This window comes from Achromobacter spanius, from assembly GCF_002966795.1.
Taxonomy (GTDB): Bacteria; Pseudomonadota; Gammaproteobacteria; order Burkholderiales; family Burkholderiaceae_B; genus Achromobacter; species Achromobacter spanius_D.
Genome location: NZ_CP023270.1, coordinates 6,130,576 through 6,152,618 on the forward strand (window position 1 = coordinate 6,130,576; position 22,043 = coordinate 6,152,618).

The 22,043-nt window shown below is 67.3% G+C and carries 25 protein-coding genes; 8 read left to right on the forward strand and 17 right to left on the reverse strand.

Annotated elements, in window-relative coordinates; all coding sequences use genetic code 11:
* Nucleotides 1-8: 8 nt before the first annotated feature.
* Genes CLM73_RS27810 through CLM73_RS27830 form a run of 5 tightly spaced genes read right to left on the reverse strand, consistent with a single transcriptional unit; the run spans nt 9 to nt 4,403 of the window.
* Nucleotides 9-1,100 carry a nickel/cobalt transporter gene (locus tag CLM73_RS27810; RefSeq protein ID WP_105241174.1) on the reverse strand — a complete coding sequence of 364 codons (1,092 nt, stop codon included), beginning with the start codon at nt 1,098-1,100 and terminating at the stop codon, nt 9-11.
* Complete coding sequence (locus CLM73_RS27815; RefSeq protein ID WP_105241175.1) at nt 1,091-1,774, reverse strand: DUF1007 family protein; 684 nt, start codon at nt 1,772-1,774, stop codon at nt 1,091-1,093. The genes CLM73_RS27810 and CLM73_RS27815 overlap by 10 nt, the downstream gene beginning before the upstream one ends.
* Nucleotides 1,735-2,796, reverse strand: a complete 1,062-nt coding sequence (locus CLM73_RS27820; RefSeq protein WP_105241176.1) for a metal ABC transporter solute-binding protein, Zn/Mn family — start codon at nt 2,794-2,796, stop codon at nt 1,735-1,737. Before CLM73_RS27820 ends, CLM73_RS27815 begins: the two co-directional genes overlap by 40 nt.
* A 21-nt stretch (nt 2,797-2,817) precedes the next feature.
* A complete protein-coding gene (locus tag CLM73_RS27825) occupies nt 2,818-3,684 on the reverse strand; it encodes a metal ABC transporter permease (protein ID WP_105241177.1) in 867 nt (288 codons plus the stop codon).
* A complete protein-coding gene (locus tag CLM73_RS27830) occupies nt 3,681-4,403 on the reverse strand; it encodes a metal ABC transporter ATP-binding protein (protein WP_105241178.1) in 723 nt (240 codons plus the stop codon). The genes CLM73_RS27825 and CLM73_RS27830 overlap by 4 nt, the downstream gene beginning before the upstream one ends.
* A 327-nt stretch (nt 4,404-4,730) precedes the next feature.
* Here CLM73_RS27830 and CLM73_RS27835 point away from each other — a divergent pair, with 327 nt between their 5' ends.
* The 5 genes from CLM73_RS27835 to hslU all read left to right on the forward strand — a co-directional run bounded on the left by CLM73_RS27835 (nt 4,731) and on the right by hslU (nt 9,395).
* Nucleotides 4,731-5,234 (forward strand): Fur family transcriptional regulator, encoded by a 504-nt coding sequence (locus CLM73_RS27835; RefSeq protein WP_056327248.1) that lies wholly within the window; start codon nt 4,731-4,733, stop codon nt 5,232-5,234.
* A 340-nt stretch (nt 5,235-5,574) separates the two neighbouring features.
* The gene (locus tag CLM73_RS27840) at nt 5,575-6,702 is read left to right on the forward strand and encodes a CobW family GTP-binding protein (RefSeq protein WP_105241179.1); all 1,128 of its coding nucleotides are present in this window, start codon (nt 5,575-5,577) and stop codon (nt 6,700-6,702) included.
* A gap of 124 nt (nt 6,703-6,826) precedes the next feature.
* The gene (gene dksA, locus CLM73_RS27845) at nt 6,827-7,291 is read left to right on the forward strand and encodes an RNA polymerase-binding protein DksA (protein WP_056327244.1); all 465 of its coding nucleotides are present in this window, start codon (nt 6,827-6,829) and stop codon (nt 7,289-7,291) included.
* Nucleotides 7,292-7,450: 159 nt separating this feature from the next.
* The gene (gene hslV / locus CLM73_RS27850; RefSeq protein WP_056327243.1) at nt 7,451-7,990 is read left to right on the forward strand and encodes an ATP-dependent protease subunit HslV; all 540 of its coding nucleotides are present in this window, start codon (nt 7,451-7,453) and stop codon (nt 7,988-7,990) included.
* Nucleotides 7,991-8,060: 70 nt separating this feature from the next.
* Nucleotides 8,061-9,395, forward strand: a complete 1,335-nt coding sequence (gene hslU, locus CLM73_RS27855) for an ATP-dependent protease ATPase subunit HslU (protein ID WP_105241180.1) — start codon at nt 8,061-8,063, stop codon at nt 9,393-9,395.
* An 83-nt stretch (nt 9,396-9,478) separates the two neighbouring features.
* Here hslU and CLM73_RS27860 read toward each other — a convergent pair whose 3' ends face one another.
* Nucleotides 9,479-9,784, reverse strand: coding sequence for a copper-binding protein (locus tag CLM73_RS27860; protein ID WP_105241181.1), 306 nt, complete (start codon nt 9,782-9,784; stop codon nt 9,479-9,481).
* Between the two features lie 204 nt (nt 9,785-9,988).
* Between CLM73_RS27860 and CLM73_RS27865 the strand changes: the two genes are divergently transcribed.
* Together CLM73_RS27865 and rfbD are read left to right on the forward strand one after the other, a co-directional pair.
* Nucleotides 9,989-10,543, forward strand: coding sequence for a cob(I)yrinic acid a,c-diamide adenosyltransferase (locus CLM73_RS27865; RefSeq protein WP_105241182.1), 555 nt, complete (start codon nt 9,989-9,991; stop codon nt 10,541-10,543).
* A gap of 29 nt (nt 10,544-10,572) precedes the next feature.
* Entirely contained in the window at nt 10,573-11,487 is a 915-nt protein-coding gene (gene rfbD, locus CLM73_RS27870; protein WP_105241183.1) for a dTDP-4-dehydrorhamnose reductase, read from the forward strand.
* A 46-nt stretch (nt 11,488-11,533) separates the two neighbouring features.
* Here the strand turns inward: rfbD and lipA are convergent, their stop codons facing one another.
* Nucleotides 11,534-12,538 carry a lipoyl synthase gene (lipA, locus tag CLM73_RS27875; protein WP_105241184.1) on the reverse strand — a complete coding sequence of 335 codons (1,005 nt, stop codon included), beginning with the start codon at nt 12,536-12,538 and terminating at the stop codon, nt 11,534-11,536.
* Between the two features lie 170 nt (nt 12,539-12,708).
* On the opposite strand from lipA, the gene CLM73_RS27880 reads away from it, so the two are divergent.
* Nucleotides 12,709-13,521 carry a LacI family DNA-binding transcriptional regulator gene (locus CLM73_RS27880; protein ID WP_105241185.1) on the forward strand — a complete coding sequence of 271 codons (813 nt, stop codon included), beginning with the start codon at nt 12,709-12,711 and terminating at the stop codon, nt 13,519-13,521.
* Nucleotides 13,522-13,527: 6 nt separating this feature from the next.
* On the opposite strand, the gene CLM73_RS27885 is transcribed toward CLM73_RS27880, so the two are convergent.
* The 10 genes from CLM73_RS27885 to CLM73_RS27930 all read right to left on the reverse strand — a co-directional run bounded on the left by CLM73_RS27885 (nt 13,528) and on the right by CLM73_RS27930 (nt 21,993).
* Entirely contained in the window at nt 13,528-14,256 is a 729-nt protein-coding gene (locus CLM73_RS27885) for a tetratricopeptide repeat protein (protein WP_105241754.1), read from the reverse strand.
* Nucleotides 14,253-14,891 (reverse strand): lipoyl(octanoyl) transferase LipB, encoded by a 639-nt coding sequence (gene lipB / locus CLM73_RS27890; RefSeq protein WP_105241186.1) that lies wholly within the window; start codon nt 14,889-14,891, stop codon nt 14,253-14,255. Before lipB ends, CLM73_RS27885 begins: the two co-directional genes overlap by 4 nt.
* 12 nt (nt 14,892-14,903) lie before the next feature.
* The gene (locus CLM73_RS27895) at nt 14,904-15,176 is read right to left on the reverse strand and encodes a YbeD family protein (RefSeq protein WP_105241187.1); all 273 of its coding nucleotides are present in this window, start codon (nt 15,174-15,176) and stop codon (nt 14,904-14,906) included.
* Nucleotides 15,177-15,305: 129 nt separating this feature from the next.
* Complete coding sequence (locus CLM73_RS27900; protein ID WP_105241188.1) at nt 15,306-16,172, reverse strand: D-amino acid aminotransferase; 867 nt, start codon at nt 16,170-16,172, stop codon at nt 15,306-15,308.
* Between the two features lie 133 nt (nt 16,173-16,305).
* Nucleotides 16,306-17,568, reverse strand: a complete 1,263-nt coding sequence (locus tag CLM73_RS27905; protein WP_105241189.1) for a D-alanyl-D-alanine carboxypeptidase family protein — start codon at nt 17,566-17,568, stop codon at nt 16,306-16,308.
* A 153-nt stretch (nt 17,569-17,721) separates the two neighbouring features.
* The gene (locus CLM73_RS27910; protein ID WP_105241190.1) at nt 17,722-18,375 is read right to left on the reverse strand and encodes an alpha/beta hydrolase; all 654 of its coding nucleotides are present in this window, start codon (nt 18,373-18,375) and stop codon (nt 17,722-17,724) included.
* 103 nt (nt 18,376-18,478) lie between these two features.
* Nucleotides 18,479-19,084 (reverse strand): ABC-type transport auxiliary lipoprotein family protein, encoded by a 606-nt coding sequence (locus CLM73_RS27915; protein WP_105241191.1) that lies wholly within the window; start codon nt 19,082-19,084, stop codon nt 18,479-18,481.
* 5 nt (nt 19,085-19,089) lie between these two features.
* Nucleotides 19,090-20,037 carry an MlaD family protein gene (locus tag CLM73_RS27920; protein ID WP_175124878.1) on the reverse strand — a complete coding sequence of 316 codons (948 nt, stop codon included), beginning with the start codon at nt 20,035-20,037 and terminating at the stop codon, nt 19,090-19,092.
* On the reverse strand, nt 20,024-20,863 hold the full coding sequence (locus tag CLM73_RS27925; RefSeq protein WP_105241193.1) for an ABC transporter ATP-binding protein: 840 nt from the start codon (nt 20,861-20,863) through the stop codon (nt 20,024-20,026). Before CLM73_RS27925 ends, CLM73_RS27920 begins: the two co-directional genes overlap by 14 nt.
* A complete protein-coding gene (locus tag CLM73_RS27930) occupies nt 20,863-21,993 on the reverse strand; it encodes an MlaE family ABC transporter permease (RefSeq protein WP_105241755.1) in 1,131 nt (376 codons plus the stop codon). Before CLM73_RS27930 ends, CLM73_RS27925 begins: the two co-directional genes overlap by 1 nt.
* Between the last annotated feature and the right edge of the window lie 50 nt (nt 21,994-22,043).

Sequence of the window (22,043 nt, forward strand, 5' to 3'; positions counted from 1 at the left end):
AGATCGCGTTAGCCGCCTGCCGCCACCATCCCGCCCAGCAGCATCACCCCCAGCAACAGCACCGCGATCGCTGCCAGCGCCTCGATGGCGTAACGCAGCCACGCCACGCCCGCGCCAGACAGGCGGCTGCCCAGGCGCGTCGCGGCGCTCCCGGCCGCAACAGCCAGGCAAGCCAATGCCGCCACGGTCAGACCCGTGCCCAGCCCCATCGCCAGCGCCGACGCCACGCCGGCCAGAAAGAAATTCTGCGACAGCGCGAACACCAGCACGATCAACGCCCCGCTGCAGGGCCGCAGGCCCACGGCAAAAATGGCTGACCACGCGCGGCGCCAGTTCAGCGGACCGGCAACCTGTTCCGGCGCGGGCACGTGCGCGTGTCCGCAACCGCAGTCGTGGCTGTGGTCATGATCATGGCCGTGGTGGTGATGATGGTTGTGATCGTGCTTGTGCTCATGATGATGCGCGTGCGCACGCACGTGCGCGTGGTCCGCCGCATGCGCGTTGCCATCGTCATGCCCATGCTGTTGCACATGCCCGCGCGTACCAGCCCGCCGCACTAGCGGCCTTACTGCCTTGATCCACACCAGCCACACGCCCAGCAGCGTCACCAGCGCATACGACGCCAGCTCCAGCCAGCGCGTGGCCTCGTTCATCGTGGCCGCCGTCGCGTTGAACACCAGTGCCAGCACCGCCACCATCACGATCGCCACCAGCGCCTGGATCAGCGAAGACGCCAATGCCAGCAGCGCGCCATTGCGCGCGGTCTGCCGGTTGGCCAGCACGTACGACGAGATCACCGCTTTGCCGTGGCCCGGCCCCAGCGCATGAAAGACGCCGTAGGCAAACGACAGGCCGATCAGGGCCCACGCCGCGCCGCCGTCCGCTTGCCAGGCACGCACCGCGCCCGTCAGCTGCCGGTAGAAGTGCGATTGCCAGACGGATACGCTGCCAAAAAAGCTGGACAGCCAACCGGGCCCGGCAAGGCCGCTCCCGCTTTCCGGCACGCCAAAGGGATGCGCGCCTTGCGCGGCCGCCACCGACAGCCCGCCGATCATCAATAGAACGACGGCCAGCACGCGCGCCCACCGGCCTACGGGCATCGCACCTCGATGCGGTGCGTGAGCCCCTTGGTGATGGCGAACAGCTCGTCCGGCAAGGCGTCCGGGTCGGCCGGGATCGCGGCCAGTTCCTGCATGGTTTTCCAATCCAGTTCCTTGGGCTTGCGGTAGTCGGCCTTGCAGGCCGCGCCTTGCGGGCCGCCGAGCGACACCGCGCCCTGCTCTTCAAATGCGTAGGCCACGAAATAGGTGGGGTCGTAGATATCCACTTGCGCGCCGCCGGCACCCGGCGCGACGGGCTCGGCCAGCGGCAGCGTGAAGGACAGCGTCAGCCGCGTGGTCTTGGGATTCCAGTCGACGCGGGCATCGCGCGGCGCGGCGAACGCCGCGCTCTTGCCGTCCACCGTGACCCGCGTGAAGTAATGCGAGATCGGCTCGCCGAGCGCCTTCATCCAATCCTGCGCCATGCCTTTGAGCGTGTCGGCGGGCAGCGACCCGTCCTTGCCCTTTTTCAGTCCCTGCGTCGCGTACGCGCCGAACATCTCGTCGAACCGCCACACCTGCCGCACGGCGGTGATGCGCTGCGCGGCATCGACGTCGATCTGCGCGCGCGCATCGATCCACATATGCGGGTGCGCGCTGGCGGCGCCCGCCGCCAGCAGCGCCGCCACGGCGCTCAGGGTTGCAAGGCCGCGGCAAGCTGGCGTGCGTTCCATTCAAACATTTCCAGGTAGGTGGCGCCCGGCTGTCCAGGCTTGGACAGGGCATCGGAGTAGAGCGTACCACCCACCTTTGCGCCGGTCTCGCGCGCGATCTGCTGGACCAGTTTCGGACTGCTGATGTTCTCGACGAACACCGCGGGCACCTTGTCTCGCCGCACCTGTTCGATGATCGCCGCCACCTCGCGCGCGGACGGTTCGGCGTCCGTCGACACGCCCATCGCGGGGATGAACGTCACGCCATAGGCGTCGCCGAAATAGCCGAACGCATCGTGCGAGGTGACGACCTTGCGGCGGTCCGCGCCGATGGCGGCAAAGGTCTTGCGCAGGCTGGCGTCCAGCGTCTGCAGCTTGGCGATGTACGCATCGGCGCGCTGGCGGTAGGCCTGCGCATGGGCGGGATCCGCGGCGGCCAGGCCTTCGGCCACGTTGCGCGCGTAGATCACGCCATTCGCCAGGCTCTGCCAGGCATGCGGATCGGCGTCGCCATGGTGATGGTGATGACCGGGCTTGTGGTCATGGTCGTGGTCGTGGTCGTGGTCGTGGTCGTGGTCGTGGTCGTGGTCGTGGTCGTGGTCATGATCATCGTGCCCGTGCTTGTGATCGTCTTTGTGGTCGTCCTTGTGATCGTGGTCATGCCCATCGCCATGTCCCGCGAACTTGCGCGGCGTCACGCCTTTGGACGCCGTCACCGTCTGTCCCGCGAACCCGGACGCCTTCGTCAGCTTGGGCAGCCAGGTCTCGAAGTCCAGCCCATTCACCACCAGCACGCGCGCGTCGGCCAGCTTCTTCGCGTCGCTGGGCGTGGGTTCGTAGCCGTGCGCGTCGCCGTCAGGCCCGACCAGCGTCGTCAGGCTGATGTCGGCGCCGCCCACTTCCCGCACGATATCGCCCAGGATGGAAAAGCTGGCCACGACCTTGAGCGGCTCGGCCGCCTGCGCGGTCCCCAGGACGGCCGACAGGCAGACGCCTGCCATGGCCAGCAGTGCGCGGCGGCGCGCCGGCAGAATCGAACGCATGGTCAATCTCCTTATGAAGTCTCAGGCAGGGCGCACGCGGCGCGTTGCCCGCAGCAGCCCGCCTTGCGGGCCGCCCACGATGGAAAACAGATAGCAGGCGCCGGCCGCCAGGATGATCGCGGGCGAGGCCGGCACGTCGAAGTGATAGGAGACCAGCAGTCCGGCCACCGAAGACGCCACGCCGATCGCCGCCGACAGCGGAATCTGACGGGCCGCGCTGCGCACCCAGAACCGCGCCGCGGCGGCCGGCAGCATCATGATGCCCACCACCATCAGCGTGCCCAGCACCTGAAAGCCCGCCACCAGATTCACCACGACCAGCACCAGAAAGCCCATGTGCACGACGCCGCCCATCCCGCCGCTGGCGCGCAGAAATCCCGGATCCAGGCATTCGGCGACCAGCAGCCGGTAGATGGCCGCCAGCACCAGCAAGGTCACGCTGGCCGTGGCGGTCACCAGCAGCAAGGCGGCGTCGTCCAGGCCCAGCACCGTGCCGAACAGCACATGCAGCAGATCCATGTTGGAACCGCGCAGCGACACCAGCAGCACGCCCAGCCCCAGCGATATTAGGTAAAAGGCCGCAAAGCTCGCGTCCTCGCGCAGCGGCGTCAGCCGCGCCACCAGCCCGGCCAGCAATGCCACGGCCAGGCCGGTGGCGATGCCGCCCAGCATCATCGCGCCCAGCGACAGACCGGCCATCAGAAAGCCGACAGCCACGCCCGGCAGGATGGCGTGCGACATCGCGTCGCCCATCAGGCTCATGCGCCGCAGCACCAGAAAGACACCCAAGGGCGCCGCGCCCAGCGACAGCGCGCAGGCCCCAGCCAATGCGCGCCGCATGAAGCCGTAGTCCAGGAACGGCGACACCACCCAGTCCACGAGCGTCATGCCCAGACTCCCGCGTGGCGCTGGCGCGCCGCCTTCAGATGCGCCTCGCTCAACGTTGCCGCGGTGTCGCCCCAGGCCACCACCGAGCCGGACAACAGCAGGCTTTCCGGAAAATGATCACGCACCAGATCCAGGTCGTGCAGCACCGCGATCACCGTGCGGCCCTGTCCATGCAGGCCGCACAGCAGCGCCATCAGTTCGTCGGCGGTGTGGCTGTCCACCGCCGCGAAGGGCTCGTCCAGCAGCAGCACCGGCGCGTCCTGCACCAGCATCCGCGCAAACAGGGCGCGCTGCATCTGCCCGCCCGACAGCGTATCCACGCCGCGGCCGGCGGCATCGGCCAGGCCCACGGTTTCCAAGGCGTGCATGCAGCGGTCCAGCTCGTCGTTGCCGAACGCGCGCCATGCGCCGACCCTTCGCCACGCCCCCATGGCCGCCAGATCCAGCACCGTCGTGGGAAACGACCGGTCCAGTTCCGCCGCCTGAGGCAGCCACGCCAGCGCCGAACGTCCCGCGCCCTGGATGCGCACGCTGCCCGTCATCGGACGCAGCACGCCCATGATGCCCTTGATGAGCGTCGACTTGCCCGCGCCGTTGGGTCCGACCACGGCCGTCATGCCGCCGGGCGCGAAGCTGCCCGAGACCGCGCGCAACGCCGGCCGTCCATGCCAGCCGAACGACGCGTCGGCCAGTTCGACCGTGACGGGCGCCGCGTTCATCGCGGCCACCAGTCCAGCGCCCAGCCGGTCAACGCCCACAGAACGGCGGCGGCACCCAGCGCATACGCCATGCGGCGCCAGGCGGAAACGAGAAACGCGGAGCGGGACGGCGCGCCCCGGCCGGGCGCGGCGCCGGGCCGCGGGGGCAGGAGCGAAAAATGAGACATGGCAGGCAACAACGGAAATCGGCGAAGGCTTTTTATTATGTTATATCATAACTAAACCATGACGACGTCAGGGCCGGTTCCCGCACGCGGGGGTTTTCTGCTACCTTCCAGGCATCTCGCGCGCGCGTCGCGCGCGCTCCCCATTCAGATAAAGCCCGCCATGTCCGCTCCGTCCCGTCCACCCCGCAACGACAGCGTTGGCGCTCAGCTCAGCGTCGCCGAAACGCTGTGCGCGCAGCGTGGACGCCGTCTTACCCCCATCCGCCGCAAGGTCCTCGAACTGCTGCTGCGCCATGGCCGCAGCCTGAAGGCCTACGAGCTGCTGGACGCCATGCGCGCCGTCCATCCGGGCGCCGCGCCCCCCACGGTGTACCGCGCCCTGGACTTCCTGATGGACGAAGGCCTGATTCACCGCCTGGACGCCGTCAACGCCTGGAGCGCCTGCCACGACGCCGGCGGCGCGCCGCACGACCTGCTCGTCGTCTGTACCGGTTGCGGCGCGGTCGCAGAAGTCTCCGACCCGGCCATGAGCCGCCAGCTGGCCGAACGCGTTGCCCAGACGGGCTATGCGCTGGCCACCCACGAAACCGAGATCCGCGCGCTGTGCCCGCAGTGCCAGAAGACGCAGCCGGCCGACGCGGGTCACCACCACCATCACCACTGATTGGGGGATATCCCCCTGGGCGTTTCATCCTTTCGATGCGCCCGTCCGGCCGAGCCGTTCCAGGCCCGCCGACTCCCCGCCGCCGGCTCTCCCTTGAAATCGGGCAAACCGCCCCAAAATAGAGTTATCGCCCGATACTTGACGGCGTTCGGCTGCCATCTGGCGGCCATGGCCCCCCGGGTTGGCCCGGGGTTTGCCCCCTGCCCCCGACTGTGCTGTAATCCTGCGTCCGGCCGCTATCGGTGGCTATCGCAGCCTGTGGCAGACATCAATCGGCAGGGACTGAAAACCCCGTCAGGCGCTGTGTTTCACGCCCTGACATCACGCTAGCAGCTTCGCCATGAACACCCCGCGCAGTTTGGACAAAATGGTTCCCGTCACCATCCTCACCGGCTTCCTCGGTGCGGGCAAGACCACCCTGCTCAAACGCATCCTGACCGAATTCCATGGCCGCCGCGTCGCCGTCATCGAAAACGAGTTCGGACCCGAAAGCATCGACAACGACCTGCTCGTGCAGGACAGCGACGAAGAAATCATCGAGCTGTCCAACGGTTGCGTCTGCTGCACGGTGCGCGGCGACCTGATGCGCACGCTGTCCGAGCTGCGCGCCAAGCGCGAAGCTGGCGAACTGACGTTTGAACGCGTCATCCTCGAAACCACCGGCATGGCCAACCCCGGCCCCGTGTGCCAGACGTTCTTCATGGATGACGACATCGCCGAGTACTACCGCCTGGATGCGGTGGTCACCGTGGTCGATGCCAAGCACGGCATGTCCACGCTCGACGAACAACCCGAAGCCCAAAAGCAGGTCGGTTTCGCCGACCGCATCCTGATCTCGAAGAAAGACCTGGTCAACGAAGTCGACTACGAAGCGCTGCGCCACCGCCTGGTTCACATGAACCCGCGCGCGCCGATCACCGCCGTCAACTTCGGCGACGTCGACCTCAAGTCCATCATCGACATCAGCGGCTTCAACCTGAATTCCATTCTGGACATCGACCCGGAGTTCCTGGCCGATGAGCATCCGGACGCCGCGCACAACCACGCCCACGGGCACGATCACGACCATGATCACGGCCATGGCCATGACCACGATCACGATCATGACCACGACGGCGACTGCGGCGCGCACTGCAATCATGCCCATCACCACCACCCCAAGCACGACGACGAAATCGGCGCGTTCGTGTTCCGTTCCAACAAGCCGTTCGATCCCGCGCGCCTTGAGGAATTTCTGGGCGGCGTCGTGCAGGTCTATGGCCCCGACCTGATGCGCTACAAGGGCATCCTGTACATGAAGGGCATCAACCGCCGCATGTTGTTCCAGGGTGTGCACATGATGATGGGCGCCGAACCCGGCAAGCCGTGGACCGCGGCCGAAAAACCGTCCACCAAGATGGTGTTCATCGGACGCAAGCTGCCCCAGGAGATTTTTACCCGGGGCTTGGAGCAGTGCCTGGCGGGGTAATCCCCATTCCTGCGTGACGCGATGCGACGAAGGCAGTACTGTGAGGTACGAATAGCGTAGGCAACAAATAACACGGACCGGGACGGACGCCCGCGCCAGGATCGATTCATAGTGGAGTGTTTACATGGCTACCAAGGCAGCAACCAAAAAATCAAGTAAGTCGACGAGCGATACGGCGATTGATCTGCCCAGCGAGAAGGAATTGCTGGCCATGCCCGAGTCGGACTACATGAACGACCGCCAACTGGCGTTCTTCAAGGAACGGCTCAAACAACTCGAGCAAGACATTCTGGCCAACGCCGGCGAGACCACCGAGCACCTGCGTGAAACGCAATTCGTGCCGGATCCCGCCGACCGCGCCACCATCGAGGAAGAGCACGCCCTGGAACTGCGCACCCGCGACCGCGAGCGCAAGCTGCTCAAGAAGGTGCAGCAGTCCATCGCCCGCATCGACAGCGGCGAATACGGCTGGTGTGAAGAAACGGGCGAGCCCATCGGCATCCCCCGTCTGCTCGCCCGCCCCACGGCCACCCTGTCGCTCGAAGCGCAGGAACGCCGCGAAATGCGTCAAAAGCTGTACGGCGACTGATCTATCCGCATCCGCTCCGTCCCTGAAAGGCCATGCCGGTTTACCGCATGGCCTTTTTTATCGCCGGGCGCCGGTAAAGTCACAGGTGTCAGACACCGTTCCCCAGACCTTGATATCCCCGCGAACGCCCCCAGCTAAAACTTTCAACGGAAGGAACGCATGGAACAATTTCACGCCACCACCATCGTGTGTGTGCGCCGCGGCAACCGCGTCGCGCTGGGCGGCGATGGCCAGGTCACCCTGGGCAACATCGTCATCAAGGGCACTGCCCGCAAGATTCGCCGCCTGTACCACGACAAGATTCTCGCTGGCTTTGCCGGCGCCACCGCCGATGCGTTCACGCTGCAGGAGCGCTTCGAAGCCAAGCTCGAAAAACACCAGGGCAACCTGATGCGCGCCGCGGTCGAACTGACCCGCGACTGGCGCACCGACCGCGTCCTGCGCCGTCTGGAAGCCATGCTGATCGTGGCCGACGCCGAGCACACGCTGGTGCTCACCGGCAACGGCGACGTCCTGGAGCCCGAGCACGGCCTGGCCGCCATCGGCTCCGGCGGCGCTTATGCCCAGTCGGCCGCGCTGGCGCTGCTGCGCAACACCGACCTGCCGCCCGAGACGATCATCAAGCAATCGCTCGAGATCGCCGGCGACCTGTGCATCTACACCAACCAGAATCACGTCATCGAAACGCTGGGCGACTGACGCCTGCCGCGCCGCGCAGCCTGCGCCGCGGCGCCCTCCCAGCCCGCCCTAGCTTCAAGGATTCGCCCTCATGTCCGCATCCAACATGACGCCCGGAGAGATCGTCTCCGAACTCGACAAGTACATCGTCGGCCAGAACCGCGCCAAGCGCGCGGTCGCGGTGGCGCTGCGCAACCGCTGGCGCCGTCAGCAGGTCGCCGAGCCCCTGCGCCACGAAATCCATCCCAAGAACATCCTGATGATCGGCCCGACGGGCGTCGGCAAGACCGAGATCGCGCGCCGCCTGGCCAAGCTGGCCAACGCGCCGTTCATCAAGATCGAAGCCACCAAGTTCACCGAGGTCGGCTACGTGGGCCGCGACGTGGACACCATCATCCGCGACCTGACGGAATACTCCATCAAGCAGACCCGCGAACTGGAAATGCGCCGCGTGCGCACCCAGGCCGAGGACGCCGCCGAAGACCGCATCCTGGACGCCCTGGTGCCGCCGCCCCGCGGCGCCTCGGGTGAACCGCAGCGCGGCGAGGACAACAGTGCTCGCCAGACCTTCCGCAAGCGCCTTCGCGAAGGCAAGATCGACGATCTGGAAATCGAGATCGAAGTCGCCCAGACCGTGCCGCAAATGGACGTCATGACGCCCCCCGGCATGGAAGAAATGGCCGAGCAGCTGCGCGGCATGTTCGCGGGCATGGCGCGCGACAAGAAAAAGCCCAAGAAGATGAAGGTGCGCGAAGCCTTCAAGCTCGTCGTCGACGAAGAAGCCGCCAAGCGCGTCAACGAAGAAGACCTGCGCAGCGTTGCCATCACCAACGTCGAGCAGAACGGCATCGTCTTCCTGGACGAAATCGACAAGATCGCTGCCCGCCAGGAGTCCGGCGGCGCCGATGTCTCGCGCCAGGGCGTGCAGCGCGACCTGCTGCCGCTCGTTGAAGGCACCACCGTCAACACGCGTTACGGCATGGTCCGCACCGACCACATCCTGTTCATCGCGTCGGGCGCCTTCCACCTGGCGCGTCCGTCCGACCTGATCCCCGAGCTGCAGGGCCGCTTCCCGATCCGCGTCGAACTCGAATCCCTCACCGCCGAGGACTTCGTGCGCATCCTGTCCGACACGGATGCGTCGCTGACCAAGCAGTACACGGCGCTGATGGCCACCGAGGACGTCGCGCTCGAGTTCACCGACGAAGGCGTGCGCCGCCTGGCCGAGCTGGCGTTCGAGGTCAACGAAACCACCGAGAACATCGGCGCCCGCCGTCTGTACACGGTGATGGAAAAGCTGCTCGACGAGCTTTCCTTTGACGCCACGTCCAGCCAGGACAAGCACGTCAAGATCGACGCCGCCTACGTCAACGCGCAATTGGCCGAAGCCGCCAGCAGCCAGGATCTGGCCCGCTACGTGCTCTGACGCCCCGGGTTCAAGCAACCCGCCGCAGACGCAAAAAACCCCGCCGCAAGCCATTTGCGGCGGGGTTTTTCATGGGGAAGGCGTCAGTTGGTGATCGCCGTCACGACATACTTGCCGTCCTTTCGCGTGGCGGTGAAGCGCACCTTGTCGCCCGCCTTGATGTTGGCCAACAGCGCCGGATCAGCCTGATAGACCAGCGACATCGCCGGCAGGTCCAGCGCCTTGATGGCATCATGCTTGATCGTGACCTTGCCCGCCGCGGCGTCCACGCGCCGCACCTCGCCGGTGGCGTCGGCCTGCTGCGCGAATGCGATCGGCGTCGCCAGCGACACGACAGCCATTGCGGTGGCAACGGCCATGGGCGTTGCGTACTTGCGGTTAAAACCCATATGTAACCTCCTTCTGCGGTCCAAGCGGGCGGGCGCCGAGCGCGCTCCTGCCGCTTTTTACAGTGCTAGGATACTGCGCGAATGCAACAGTTCCGCTGCCACGGCGCAACAATCCTGACGGCTGATTGCGGGGCGGCCCTGCGCGCGGGCTGCGCTTACCGTCGGAAGCAAGCCTCCAACTCTTCTCACCGAATCAAAGAAACCATGGCCAACCGCTTATCCGTCATTGCCACCCGCACCGGCGACGATGGCACCACCGGGCTCGGGGACGGGTCCCGAATCCCCAAGGACGCCCCCCGCATCGCCGCCCTGGGCGACGTGGACGAACTGAACAGCGTCATCGGCCTGCTGCTCACCGAAACCCTGCCCGAAGACGTGTCCGCCGACCTGCTCGCCATCCAGCACGATCTGTTCGACATGGGCGCGGAGCTTTGCATCCCGGGCCATGTCGCGGTCACGCAAGCGCAGGTTGCCCATCTGGATGCACGACTGGCGCACTACAACGCGGCGCTGCCGCCGCTGCGCGAATTCATCCTGCCTGGCGGCTCGCGGCCGGCGGCGGTGGCGCACATGGCGCGCACGGTGGCGCGGCGTGCCGAACGGGCGGTGGTGGCGCTGGCCGGCGTGGAAAGCGTCAACGCCCCGGTCCGGCAATATCTGAATCGGCTGTCGGACCTGATGTTCGTGCTGGCGCGCTACATCAACCGGCAACTGGGTCAGCAGGACACGTTCTGGGCAGGCGCGCAGGCGCGCCGCTAGCCTGCCCAAGTCTTCGGGAACCAGCGCCCATGCCAAACATCCTGTTGCTCGGCAAGGACGGCCAGGTAGGCCGTGCGCTGCAGGCAGTCCTGCCGGCGGTGGGCGATGTCACGGCGCTGGGCCGCGACGCACTCGATCTGCGTGACCACGCGGCCATCGCCGCGACGCTGGACGCGCATCGCCCCGACATCATCGTCAACGCGGCCGCCTGGACGGCGGTCGATCAGGCCGAGCGCGAACCCGACGCGGCCGCAGCGGTGAACACGCTGGCGGTCGCGGCGCTGGCGCAGCATGCCGCGGCCAGCGGCGCCCTGCTCGTTCATTACTCCACCGATTACGTCTTTGACGGCGCCCTCGCGCGGCCCTATACCGAAGCCGACGCGCCCCACCCCATCAACGTGTATGGCGCCACGAAACTGGCAGGCGAGCGCGCCATTGCCGCAAGCGGGTGCGAGGCTTTGGTGTTGCGCTGCAGCTGGATCCATTCGCTGCACGGGCGCAATTTCTTCCGGACGATCTTGAATCTGGCCCGGTCCCGTGAATCGTTGAATGTCGTGGCGGACCAGCACGGCACGCCGACGCCCGCGTCGCTGATCGCACAGACCACGACGTTGTGCATCGCGCGCCATCGGCAGCAGGCTTTGCCTGCGGGCTTGTATCACGTCGCTGCCGCCGGCTCGACCAGTTGGCACGGCTATGCGCAATACCTGGTGGCAGGCGCCATTGCGCGAGGCATTCGTCTGAAACTCGGACCGGCGCAGATTGGGGCCGTGTCGTCGGCCGATTACGCGGCCCCTGCCCCGCGGCCGCGCAATTCACGGCTGGACACGCGGACGCTGACGGTGGCGGCCGGCTTCACACCGGCGGCCTGGACCACGTATGTGGACCAGAGCCTGGATGAACTGGTTGCCTGCGGCGTCGAAGACTTTTTCTCGCAGGCGTAGCGGGCAAGGCGCAACGCAACGCGCCGCGCCCTGACCGCTCAGGCGATCAATTCACGCCAGCGGCATGCGCCTGTTCGTCCGCATGGTACGAAGACCGCACCATCGCGCCGACCGCCGCGTGCGAGAAGCCCATTGCATACGCTTCGCGCTCGAACATCGCAAACGTGTCGGGGTGCACATAGCGCAGCACCGGCAGGTGGTGTTCCGACGGCTGCAGGTACTGGCCGATCGTGAGCATGTCGACGTTGTGATCGCGCATGTCGCGCATCACCTGCAGGATTTCCTCGTCGGTCTCGCCCAGGCCCAGCATCAGGCCGGACTTGGTGGGCACTTCCGGATGCAGCTTCTTGAATTCGGCCAGCAGCTTGAGCGAGTGCAGGTAGTCCGAGCCCGGGCGCGCCTGCTTGTACAGACGCGGCACGGTTTCCAGGTTGTGGTTCATGACGTCCGGGGGACCGGCGTTCAGGATGGTCAGCGCGCGGTCCAGGCGGCCGCGGAAGTCGGGCACCAGCACCTCGATGCGGGTGGTGGGCGACAGTTCGCGGATATGGGTGATGCAGTCGACGAAGTGGCCGGCGCCGCCGTCGCGCAGGTCGTCGCGGTCGACCGAGGTGATCACCACGTACGACAGCTTCATGGCAGCGATGGTGCGTGCCAGGTTTTCGGGCTCTTTCGTGTCCAGCGGGTCGGGCCGGCCGTGGCCCACGTCACAGAACGGGCAGCGGCGCGTGCACTTGTCGCCCATGATCATGAAGGTCGCGGTGCCCTTGCCGAAGCACTCGCCGATGTTCGGGCACGAGGCCTCTTCACAGACCGTGTGCAGGTTGTGCTCGCGCAGGATGCGCTTGATGTCGTAGAAGCGCGAACCGGGCGCGGCGGCCTTCACGCGGATCCATTCGGGCTTCTTCAGGCGCTCGGCCGGAATGATCTTGATGGGAATGCGCGCCGTCTTGGCCTGCGATTTCTGCTTTTGCGTCGGATCGTAGACCGCTTCCGCGGGCGCGGCGGCGGATTCGTTCGAGGGCACAGGAGACTCGGCGAGCGTGGACATGGGACACCTTCGTGACCGGCGCGGGAAGGCGCCGGGTCTGGGAGAAAAAAGGCATTTTACCCTTCGCGGCGCGATCCGCCGCCCCGAGGTCCGCCCCCCCGGGTCCGGCGCCCCCGGCGACCGGCGGCCGTGGGTTATCGTCTGGCCTGACGTATTTCCCGCCATCTGCCATGCCTTCGCTGACCTCGCCCGCCCCCATCGCCCTGATTGCCGCCCGTCTCGATGTCGGCCCCGCCGCCCGCGCCCTGCAGGCGTGCAGCGAGCGGCTTGGCCCCGCGGGCTATTACCTCGCGGCGGCGCCCTGGCAGGCCGCCGCCACGCTGCCGCTGCTGGAGGCCTTGCGCCCGGTGGCGGCCCTGGCCATCGGCCCGCTGGAAGACGCCGCGCTGCGCGCCGCGCTGGCCGCATTGGAAATCCCGGTGGTCGAAACCTGGAGCGTGTCGCCGCAGACGATGGACAGCGCGGTCTCCATCGACAATGCCGAGGCCGGCCGGATGGCGGCCCGTCACCTGGCCGAAAAGCGCCATCCGCGAGTCGCCTGCATCAGCGCCGACACGCCCTGGGAGCGCGGCCGCCGCGAGGGCTTCATCGGCAGCGCGGCGGCGCTGGGACTGGAGCTGGTCGCCGACATCGTGCATCCCGAGGTCCAGCACCTGAACGACGGCCGCATGGCCTTTCTGCGCCTGCTGGCCACCAATACGATCTTCGATGCGGTGTTCTGCACGAACGATCTGCTGGCCGCCGCCGCCGTCTCGGAAGCGCACAACCGCGACCTGCACGTGCCGCAGGATCTGGCCGTGCTGGGATTTTCGGACGACGGCAGCGCCGTGCAGTGGGTGCAGGGTCTGACCACGGTGGGCGTGGATGCCGCCGAACTGGGGCGCCGCGCCGGTCAGCTGCTGCTGGATCGGCTGGAGGGCGAGCGGGGCGCCGGCCAGCACGACATGATGGACGTGGTGCTGGAGCCGCGCCTCAGCACCTGAACCGCGTCAATCCGCGGTTTCGTACAGCGCCGGAAAGCCGCAGCCCTCCAGCATGCCGTTGGCTTCCTTCAGGAACGCCGGCGTGGCGGTTTCGGGCACGCGCACCAGCCACTGCACGGCGTCTTCCTTTTTGCCTTGCAGCAGCAGCATCCGGCCCAGATGGAACATGCCCCGGAAGTCGCCGCCTTCGGCGCAGCGCCGGTAGCAATCGAACGCACGTTCCAGGTCTTGCGGGATGACGTCGCCGGCCTCGTGGTAGCGGCCCACCACGCCGATCGACTTCACGTGGCCGGCCTGCGCGGCCTGCTGGTACATCGCCAACGCCGCGGCCTGGTTCTGCGTCACGCCGCCGCGGCCCGTGCGCAGCAGGTGGGCGTAGTTGTACAGGCCCCAATCCAGACCCGTGTCGGCGGCCCGGCGGAACCAGTACGCCGCGACCGTATCGTCGGCCGGCACGCCCCAGCCGTTTTCATAGCAGCGTCCCACCATGTTGATGGCCATGGGATGATCGGCGTGCGCCGCGCGCTTGAACCACGCCAGTCCCTCGGCGGGCTGGCGCTCGACGCCCACGCCATCCAGCAGCATCTGTCCGTAGATGGTCTGCGCCTCGGTCAGCCCCAATTCGGCGGCGGCGCGGATCCACGCGGCGTATTCCTCGGGCGGTCCGGATTCGCGCAGGCGGGCAAGCTGCTCGGGCGTGGTGGCGGCGACGTCGGCCGCGGTGTAGGTCTTCAATTCGCGCTCCTTCGGCGATGCCATGCGTGCGCAAGATTGTGCGCCAGCGCATCGCCCGTTTCGGTGGGCGTGCAGCGCACGCCACAGGCCGCCATGTCGACGGTGCGCAAGCCTTCGTAGCCACAGGGGTTGATGCCCAGGAACGGCGCCAGATCCATCTCGACGTTCAGCGACACGCCGTGATACGCGCGGCCGTTGCGGATCTTGATGCCCAGCGCGGCAATCTTGGCCAGCTCGCCGCCTTCGGGATGCGGCACGTAGACGCCCGGCGCGCCGGGCTTGCGACAGGCCCCGCCCACGCCCAACTGATCAAGCGTGTCGATGACGGCGGATTCCAGCAGCGCCACGTATTCCTTCACGTACATGTCGGCGCGGCGCAGGTCGAACAGCGCGTACGCCATGACCTGGCCGGGGCCGTGATAGGTCACTTGGCCGCCGCGATCGCAATGGACGATGGGAATGTTGCCGGGGTTGAGCACGTGTTCCGGCAGGCCCGCCTGGCCCAGCGTGTAGACCGGCAGGTGTTCGCACAACCAGATTTCATCGGGCGTGCCGGCGTCGCGCTGGCTGGTGTACGCCTGCATGTCCTGCCAGACCGGCAGATAGTCCGCCGGCCGCGCGAGCCACTTGATCACAGCGGTCTTGCCTTACAGGACGATGGACACCATGGGGTGGCCATGCAGCGCCCGGTACAGCGCGTCCAGTTGCTCGCGCGAGGTCGCGCGCACCGTGAAGGTCAGGCCGAGGTAGTTGCCGCCCTTGCTGGGGCGCATTTCGACCGTCGCGGCGTCGAACCCGGGATCGAACTGCAACACGACCTCGGTCAGCGTCTGCGCAAACTCGGGATGCTGCTTGCCCATGACCTTGATGGGAAAGTCGCTGGGATATTCGATCAAAGAATCTTCGGGCGGAATGTGCATGATGTGCCTAAAAAGAGTTGCCCCTGAATGTTCTTATATGGGGGCAAGCGGCGCGCCGGCAAGTGCCGACGGGCGCCGGGGCGGGCGGCCGCCGCTGGGTCAAAGCGAGTGGGCCGCCCCGCGCCAGGACTACAGCGCGGCGATGCGGGCATCATAACCCGCACGCAATTGTTCAAAAACAGGGCCGGGCTTGCCCGTACCCACGGGCTTGCCGTCCAGCGACACGATGGCCAGCACTTCCTTGGTGGCGGACGACAGCATCAGCTCGTCGGCCTGCTCCACCTCTTCCTGCGAGATGCGGCGCGACTCGAACGGGATGCCGGCCTCGGCGGCCAGTTCGCCCATCAGGCCGTAGCGGATGCCTTCGAGGATCAGGTTGTTCTTGGGCGGCGCCAGCAGCTTGCCGCCGGAGACCACCCAGATGTTGGTGGACGCGCCTTCGGTCAGATAGCCGTCGCGGAACTGCAGAACCTCGTCGACATGGGCGTCAACGGCCTGCTGCTTGGCCAGCACGTTGCCCAGCAAGGACACGGACTTGATCTCGCAGTGCAGCCAGCGCTCGTCGGGAATGCTGATGGCGGACAGGCCCTGCTCGCGCTGGGCGGCGGGCGGCGGCGACCAGGCCGCGATCATGCCGAACACCGTCGGCGTGACGGCCGGCATGGGGAACGGATGGTCGCGCTTGGCGACGCCGCGCGTCACCTGCAGGTAGACGATGCAGGTGTCCAGGTTGGAGCGGTCCAGCAGTTGCTGGATCAGGTCGATCCACGCGCTGCGGTCGAACGGCGGCGCGATGCGCAAGGCAGCCAGGCTGCGATCAAGGCGGTCGAGGTGTTCGGCCATGCGAAACGCATTGCCTTGGTACACGGGGACGACTTCGTAGATGCCGTCGCCGAAAATGAAGCCGCGGTCCAGGACGGAGACCTTGGCCTCGTCCACGCGCAGAAATTCACCGTTGAGATACACCTGGCTTTCGCCCGGCACGCCCGGAATCATGAGGCACTCCTGAATTTGAAATGGAACAGGGACGAGCCGTGCGGCTCGCCCCCGAAGAATGCAAAACGGGCGTTTCGCGCACGAAACGCCCGCTGCTAGCTTACACCCGCGGCTGCGGCCGCGGGGCGCCGATTTACTGGAACCAGCGCTTGACGGTGTCGACCATGCGGCCAAAGAAGCCGGCGCGTTCGACGGCGTCCTGCACCACCAGCGGCTCGGTGCGCAGCACCTTGCCGTCCAGCGTGAACTGCAGCGTGCCGACCTGCTGACCCTTGGCCAGCGGCGCGATGAGCGGATCGGTGCGCTGCGCGACCGGCTTGAGTTCGCCTGCCTTGCCGCGCGGCACGGCGATCGACACCGGGTTGGGCGGACCGAGCTTGACGTTTTCGGCGGTGCCTTCCCAGACGCGGGCGTCGATGCCGGGCTGGCTCTTGTCGAACAGCTTGACCGTGTCGAAGTTCTGGAAGCTCCAGTTCAGGAGCTTCAGGCTTTCTTCGGCGCGCGTCGCTTCGCTGTCGGTGCCCACCACAACCACCAGGATGCGGCGGTCGCCGCGCACGGCCGTCGACACCAGGCAGTAGCCGGCCGAATCCGTGTGGCCGGTCTTCATGCCGTCAACCGACGGGTCGGCCCACAGCAGGCGGTTGCGGTTGGGCTGCGTGATCTTGTTGTAGGTGTAGCTCTTCTGCTTGTAGTAGTGGAAGAAGTCCGGGTGATCGGTGATCAGGTGCGCCGAGAGCGTGGCCAGATCGCGCGTGGAGGTCATGTGCTGCGGATCGGGCAGGCCCGTGGCGTTCATGAAGTGCGTGTTCTTCATGCCCAGGCGATCGGCTTCCTGGTTCATCAGCGCGGCAAAGGCGGACTCGCTGCCGCCCACGGCTTCAGCCAGCGCCACCGAGGCGTCGTTGCCCGATTGCACGATCATGCCCTGGTTCAGTTCGTCCACCGTGACCGGCTTGCGCGGCTCGATGAACATGCGCGAGCCGCCCGTGCGCCAGGCGTGCTCGGACACCGGCACGGTCTGCTCCAGCGTCAGGCGCTTTTCTTCCAGCGCGTTGAACACGACGTAGGCCGTCATGATCTTGGTGAGCGAGGCCGGCTCGACCTTCATGTCGGGATTGGATGCGGCCAGCGTCTGGCCGCTGTTCACATCGACGACGATCCAGGCCTTGGCCGCGATGGTGGGCGCCGGGACGGCCGAAACATCGCCGACCGGCACCGCGCCCGTGGGCGACGGAGCCTGAGCCGCTGCGGCCGGCGCGGCAGCGGGTGCGGCTGGCGCCTGCTGCGCCCAAGCTGGCATGGAGGCCGCCAGCATCGCTGACAACACCGCGCCTGAAACGAGGCGGCGGGTAAAGACAACGGGGGATTGAGCGGAGTGAGGCAATTTCTTCATCGGCAACGTGGGTCCAGGAATGACGCCCGCCGGCGCGGGGCAAGTGGCTGACAATTATAGGCAGTCGATCAGACCCATCCTGGCCGCGCGGGGTTCCCCACGCGCCTAAAACATGCAACCTGATGCAACCTGCAGACTGCCGCGAGGCCGGTTTCAGTCCAGCGCAACCTTCAACCGGGCCTGCACCAGCTGGCGCAGCACCAGCAGCTTGCCGTGGAAGAAATGCGAAGCGCCCGGCACCACCACCACCGGAATCGAGCGCGGCCGCGCCCAGTCCATGGCTTCGGACAGCGGCACCACTTCGTCTTCTTCGCCATGCACCATCAGCGTGTCGTCAGGCACTTGCACTTCGTGCGACTGGAAGCGGTTGACGGCCGGCCCCATCAGCATCAGCGCCGACGGCAGCACGGCTTCGCCCGCCTCCGCCAGCGCGGCGTAGGTCTGCGCGGCAACCGCGGTGCCGAACGAAAAGCCCGCCAGCACCCACGGCGCCTGCGCCAGTTCGGGATGCAGTTCGCGCATTTGCGCGACCACGGCCAACATGTCCTGGGTTTCGCCGACGGATTTGTCGAACGCGCCTTCGGACTGGCCGACGCCGCGGAAGTTGGGGCGCACCGCCACCAGACCGTGCTGCACGCAGGCGCGCGACAGGGTCGTGACCACCTTGTTCTCGCGCGCGCCGCCCTGCAGCGGGTGCGGATGCAGCACCAGCGCCCAGCCGCGCGGCGTGTCGGCGGGCCAGTCGATGGCGCAATCGATTCGGCCGGCGGGGCCGGCGAAAGCGTGGGTTTCAGTGCGTGCGGACATGGCGGGACTCAGCGTGCGGAAAAAAGAAACGATGTTAACCGCCCGGCCCGTCTGGCGAAATGCCGGATGACCGCAACCGGCGCGCGCTGACGCGAGCCGCCGCTCACTTTCCGCGCGCGGCGGCGGCGGGCGGCCGCAGGGTGGCGGCAAGCCATTGCGCAAGCTGGTCGCTGGCCTCGTCGGTGGCCTGGCGCAGCGCCGCGACCCCGCCTTCGGCATCCTGCGTGGGTGCGGGCGCAGCCACCAGAATGCGCTTCTGGTCCACGACGTGGCGGCCGTCCAGCAGCACCGCCTGCAGCAGGACGCGTCCCTGGCTCGACTGGCCGTCTTCGGAAAAGACCTGCTCGAACTGCGCCAGCGACACCTGCAGTTGCGGCGTCTGCAGCGTGACGCGATCGCTCAGCACGGCCCCCTGACGCGACAGGCGATCGGTGATGCGCTGCCGGACCAGGTCGGCGGGCGATGCGGCCCAGCGGTACGTGGCATAGGACCGCGGCGCGGCGCTGTCGCCCACGCGCCAGATCATGCCTGTGTCGGTCAGGCCCGGCGCCGACTGGAAAGTCAGCGCGATCGGATCGCGTGCAGGCAAGGCGGGCACGGGCCGGGCGTCCAGCCCCAGGTCGAACAGCGTGGGCGGCGCGTCCACGCGGCCGATGCCGCAACCGGCCAGGGCCAGGGTCAGGATCAGAATGGCGCTGCGCATCTTCATGAGGTCTATCTCCGGAATCCGGCAAAGCCGGGTTCGCCGGGTCCCGGCGCGATGGGCGGGGGACCGAACAGGAACGATTGCGGCGTGTTGTCCACACGGCGCAGGGTGATCGCCGCGCCGCGCGCGGCCGTGCTGACGTCGTTCGCCATGGTGGTGAAGGCCGGCAGCGTCTCGCCGTCCAGCCGCGCGGCGGCCAGCGCGATGTCGTTCAGGCTGCGCGTGGCGACCGCCAGCGGGCCATCGGGCGCATTCAGGCGCGCCAGCGACTGACGGGCCTGCTGGGCCAGGTCGCCGATCTCGCGCGCGGCGCGGTCGGCCTGACGCGACGTGCTGTTCAGCGAATCCATCAGCGGACCCAGCTTGGCCAGCGTGGGCGCGAGGTCGCGGCTGGCTTCCTTCAGGGACAGCGAGATGTCGTTGGCGTTCTGCAGGCTGGCCGTGAGCGCCTGCACGTTCTGTTCGCTCAGCACGCGCTTCAATTGTTCGGTCGCCACTTCGACGTTGGAGATCAGCTGGTCACCGCGCTTTTCGATGCGGTCCAGAAAGCCCGGACGCAGCGGAATGGCCGCCGGATGCTCGGCGGTGGAGGTCAGGCGCTTGAGCGACGAGCCGTCGTCGCGCAGGTCCACGTTGGCCATGCCGGTCACGCCCTGCACGCCCAGCTCGGCCCACGTCGATTCGGTGATCGGCGTGTTGGGCGCCACGCCGATGCGGATGCGCACCTGCCCGGGTTTGTTGGGATTGAGCGCCAGCGACTGCACGCGGCCCACGGGCACGCCCTGGTAGCGCACGGCGGACTGCGGATTCAGGCCCGTGACGGCCGTGGCCGAGATGATTTCGTATGGCTGCAATTGCGTCCGGTCGCGGCCGATCCAGATGGCCGTCAGCGTCGCGGCAGCCAGCAGGACCAGCGTGAAGATACCGGCCATGAGCGCATGACTACGGTTTTCCATGGTGCATTCCCTTCGGTGCCAGGTCTCCCAGCGCGCGCAGACCGCGCTCGCCCAGGAAGAATGTATGAATGAACGGGTGATCGAACTTCAGGACTTCAGGCACCGTGTCGCAAATGATCACCCGCTTCTCCGCCAGCACGGCCACGCGCGTGGCCAGCGCCAGCAGCGTGTCCAGATCGTGCGTCACCATGACGACGGTAAAGCCAAGCTGCCGGTGCAGGCTGCGCACCAGGTCCACGAACTCGTCGGACCGCAGCGGATCGAGTCCAGCCGTGGGCTCATCGAGGAACAGCAATTCCGGGTCCAGCGACAGCGCGCGCGCCAGCGCCACGCGCTTGACCATGCCGCCGGACAGGTCCGAGGGCCGCTTGTCCGCATCGCGCGACGACAACCCCACCATGGCCAGCCGGCACATGACGACGTCGCGCACCAGGTCTTCCGGCACCGTGCGCAGTTCGCGCAGGGGCAGCGCCACGTTGTCGAACACCGACAGCGCCGAGAACAGCGCCCCGGCCTGGAACAGCATGCCCCACCGGTATGACAGGCGCCGGCGCTCGCCCGGCGTCAGTTCCGACAGCGTGTGTCCCAGCACCTTCACGGTGCCCGCGGCCGGCACGTCCAACCCGATGATCTGCCGCAGCAGCACCGTCTTGCCCGTGCCCGAACCGCCGACCAGCACCAGGATCTCGCCCGGAAACACCGTCAGATCCAGGTTCTGGTGCACGACGTGGTCGCCAAATGCGGTGCGCAGGCCGCGCACCGTAATGACCGGCTCGACGGTCACGCCCTCTTCGGTGAACAGCCGATTCTGAGTGGCGTTGTTCATCAGATGCCCACCGAGCTGAAGATGACCGCATACACCGCATCCAGCAAAATCACGCCCGTGATCGACGTGACCACGGATGTGGTGGTGCCGCGGCCCAGGCTTTCGGTGTTGGGCTGAATGCGCAGGCCAAAATGGCAGGCGATCAGCGCAATCAGGATGCCGAAGGTCACGCCCTTCAACATGCCGATCCAGTAATTGGTCAGTGTGATCGCATCCGGCAGCGATTGCAGGAACCATTGCGCGGACACGCCCAGTTGCGCCTGCGCCGCCAGCATGCCGCCCAGCAGCGCCATCGCGCTGGTCCACAGCACCAGCAGCGGCATCGTGATCGCCAGCGCCACCACGCGCGGCAGGATCAGCCGCTGGCCGTGGGAAATGCCCATGACCAGCATGGCGTCCAGTTCCTGCGTGACCCGCATGACGCCGATCTGCGCCGTAATCGCAGACCCCGACCGGCCGGCCACCAGAATGGCCGCCAGCACCGGCCCCAGCTCGCGCACGATGGACACGCCCAGAAGGCGCACGATGAAGCGGTCGGCGCCGAACATCTGCAGCTGCTGCGCCGACAGGTAGGACAGCACCACGCCGATCAGAAAGCCCACCAGCGCCGTGATGCCCAGCGCCTGCGCGCCGGTCCGGTACACCTGCGCGGAGATCTCGCGCCAGGGGCCCAGCCAGGGCCGGCGCAGCATGGCGCCCACATCCAGCACCAGCTGGCCCAGCATGACGAGCAGGGCCTTGCCGTTTTCGGCGCCCCGCAGGACCGCGCCGCCTGTGGCGCGCACCCACGTCCAGGTTTCGGGCTTGGCGGCGGGCGCGGGGGTTTCGCCCTTGTTCATCGCCAGCGCGTTGAAGACGTCCTGCTGCCCAGCGCCCCAGCGCACACGCTCGGGCAGCTTTTCGCCCCAGGCCTGCCAGATGATCAGCGCGCCGATGGTGTCAAGCCGGTGGATCGCGTGCAGGTCCCAGCGCGCGCCCTCCTTGGCGGCCCGCGCGAGCGCCTCGCGTCTGCGTTCCACTTCGCCCGACTCGGCCAGCGCCAGGACGCTCCAGTCGCCGCCGACGTGGCAAACCCCGCCTTCGTGGCGGAAGGGCGCGGCGGCGGTCGCAAGCAATGCGGAATGCGGCATGTCGTCGGGGTGCGGATGCAAAAATGTATCGCCAATCATAAACGCTGGCG

Coding starts and splice junctions, on each gene's coding strand:
- CLM73_RS27810 (WP_105241174.1), bottom strand. CDS start 1,100: ATGCCCGTAGGCCGGTGGGCGCGCGTGCTGGCCGTCGTTCTATTGATG.
- CLM73_RS27815 (WP_105241175.1), bottom strand. CDS start 1,774: ATGGAACGCACGCCAGCTTGCCGCGGCCTTGCAACCCTGAGCGCCGTG.
- CLM73_RS27820 (WP_105241176.1), bottom strand. CDS start 2,796: ATGCGTTCGATTCTGCCGGCGCGCCGCCGCGCACTGCTGGCCATGGCA.
- CLM73_RS27825 (WP_105241177.1), bottom strand. CDS start 3,684: ATGACGCTCGTGGACTGGGTGGTGTCGCCGTTCCTGGACTACGGCTTC.
- CLM73_RS27830 (WP_105241178.1), bottom strand. CDS start 4,403: ATGAACGCGGCGCCCGTCACGGTCGAACTGGCCGACGCGTCGTTCGGC.
- CLM73_RS27835 (WP_056327248.1), top strand. CDS start 4,731: ATGTCCGCTCCGTCCCGTCCACCCCGCAACGACAGCGTTGGCGCTCAG.
- CLM73_RS27840 (WP_105241179.1), top strand. CDS start 5,575: ATGAACACCCCGCGCAGTTTGGACAAAATGGTTCCCGTCACCATCCTC.
- dksA (WP_056327244.1), top strand. CDS start 6,827: ATGGCTACCAAGGCAGCAACCAAAAAATCAAGTAAGTCGACGAGCGAT.
- hslV (WP_056327243.1), top strand. CDS start 7,451: ATGGAACAATTTCACGCCACCACCATCGTGTGTGTGCGCCGCGGCAAC.
- hslU (WP_105241180.1), top strand. CDS start 8,061: ATGTCCGCATCCAACATGACGCCCGGAGAGATCGTCTCCGAACTCGAC.
- CLM73_RS27860 (WP_105241181.1), bottom strand. CDS start 9,784: ATGGGTTTTAACCGCAAGTACGCAACGCCCATGGCCGTTGCCACCGCA.
- CLM73_RS27865 (WP_105241182.1), top strand. CDS start 9,989: ATGGCCAACCGCTTATCCGTCATTGCCACCCGCACCGGCGACGATGGC.
- rfbD (WP_105241183.1), top strand. CDS start 10,573: ATGCCAAACATCCTGTTGCTCGGCAAGGACGGCCAGGTAGGCCGTGCG.
- lipA (WP_105241184.1), bottom strand. CDS start 12,538: ATGTCCACGCTCGCCGAGTCTCCTGTGCCCTCGAACGAATCCGCCGCC.
- CLM73_RS27880 (WP_105241185.1), top strand. CDS start 12,709: ATGCCTTCGCTGACCTCGCCCGCCCCCATCGCCCTGATTGCCGCCCGT.
- CLM73_RS27895 (WP_105241187.1), bottom strand. CDS start 15,176: ATGCACATTCCGCCCGAAGATTCTTTGATCGAATATCCCAGCGACTTT.
- CLM73_RS27900 (WP_105241188.1), bottom strand. CDS start 16,172: ATGATTCCGGGCGTGCCGGGCGAAAGCCAGGTGTATCTCAACGGTGAA.
- CLM73_RS27905 (WP_105241189.1), bottom strand. CDS start 17,568: ATGAAGAAATTGCCTCACTCCGCTCAATCCCCCGTTGTCTTTACCCGC.
- CLM73_RS27910 (WP_105241190.1), bottom strand. CDS start 18,375: ATGTCCGCACGCACTGAAACCCACGCTTTCGCCGGCCCCGCCGGCCGA.
- CLM73_RS27915 (WP_105241191.1), bottom strand. CDS start 19,084: ATGAAGATGCGCAGCGCCATTCTGATCCTGACCCTGGCCCTGGCCGGT.
- CLM73_RS27920 (WP_175124878.1), bottom strand. CDS start 20,037: ATGGAAAACCGTAGTCATGCGCTCATGGCCGGTATCTTCACGCTGGTC.
- CLM73_RS27925 (WP_105241193.1), bottom strand. CDS start 20,863: ATGAACAACGCCACTCAGAATCGGCTGTTCACCGAAGAGGGCGTGACC.
- CLM73_RS27930 (WP_105241755.1), bottom strand. CDS start 21,993: ATGCCGCATTCCGCATTGCTTGCGACCGCCGCCGCGCCCTTCCGCCAC.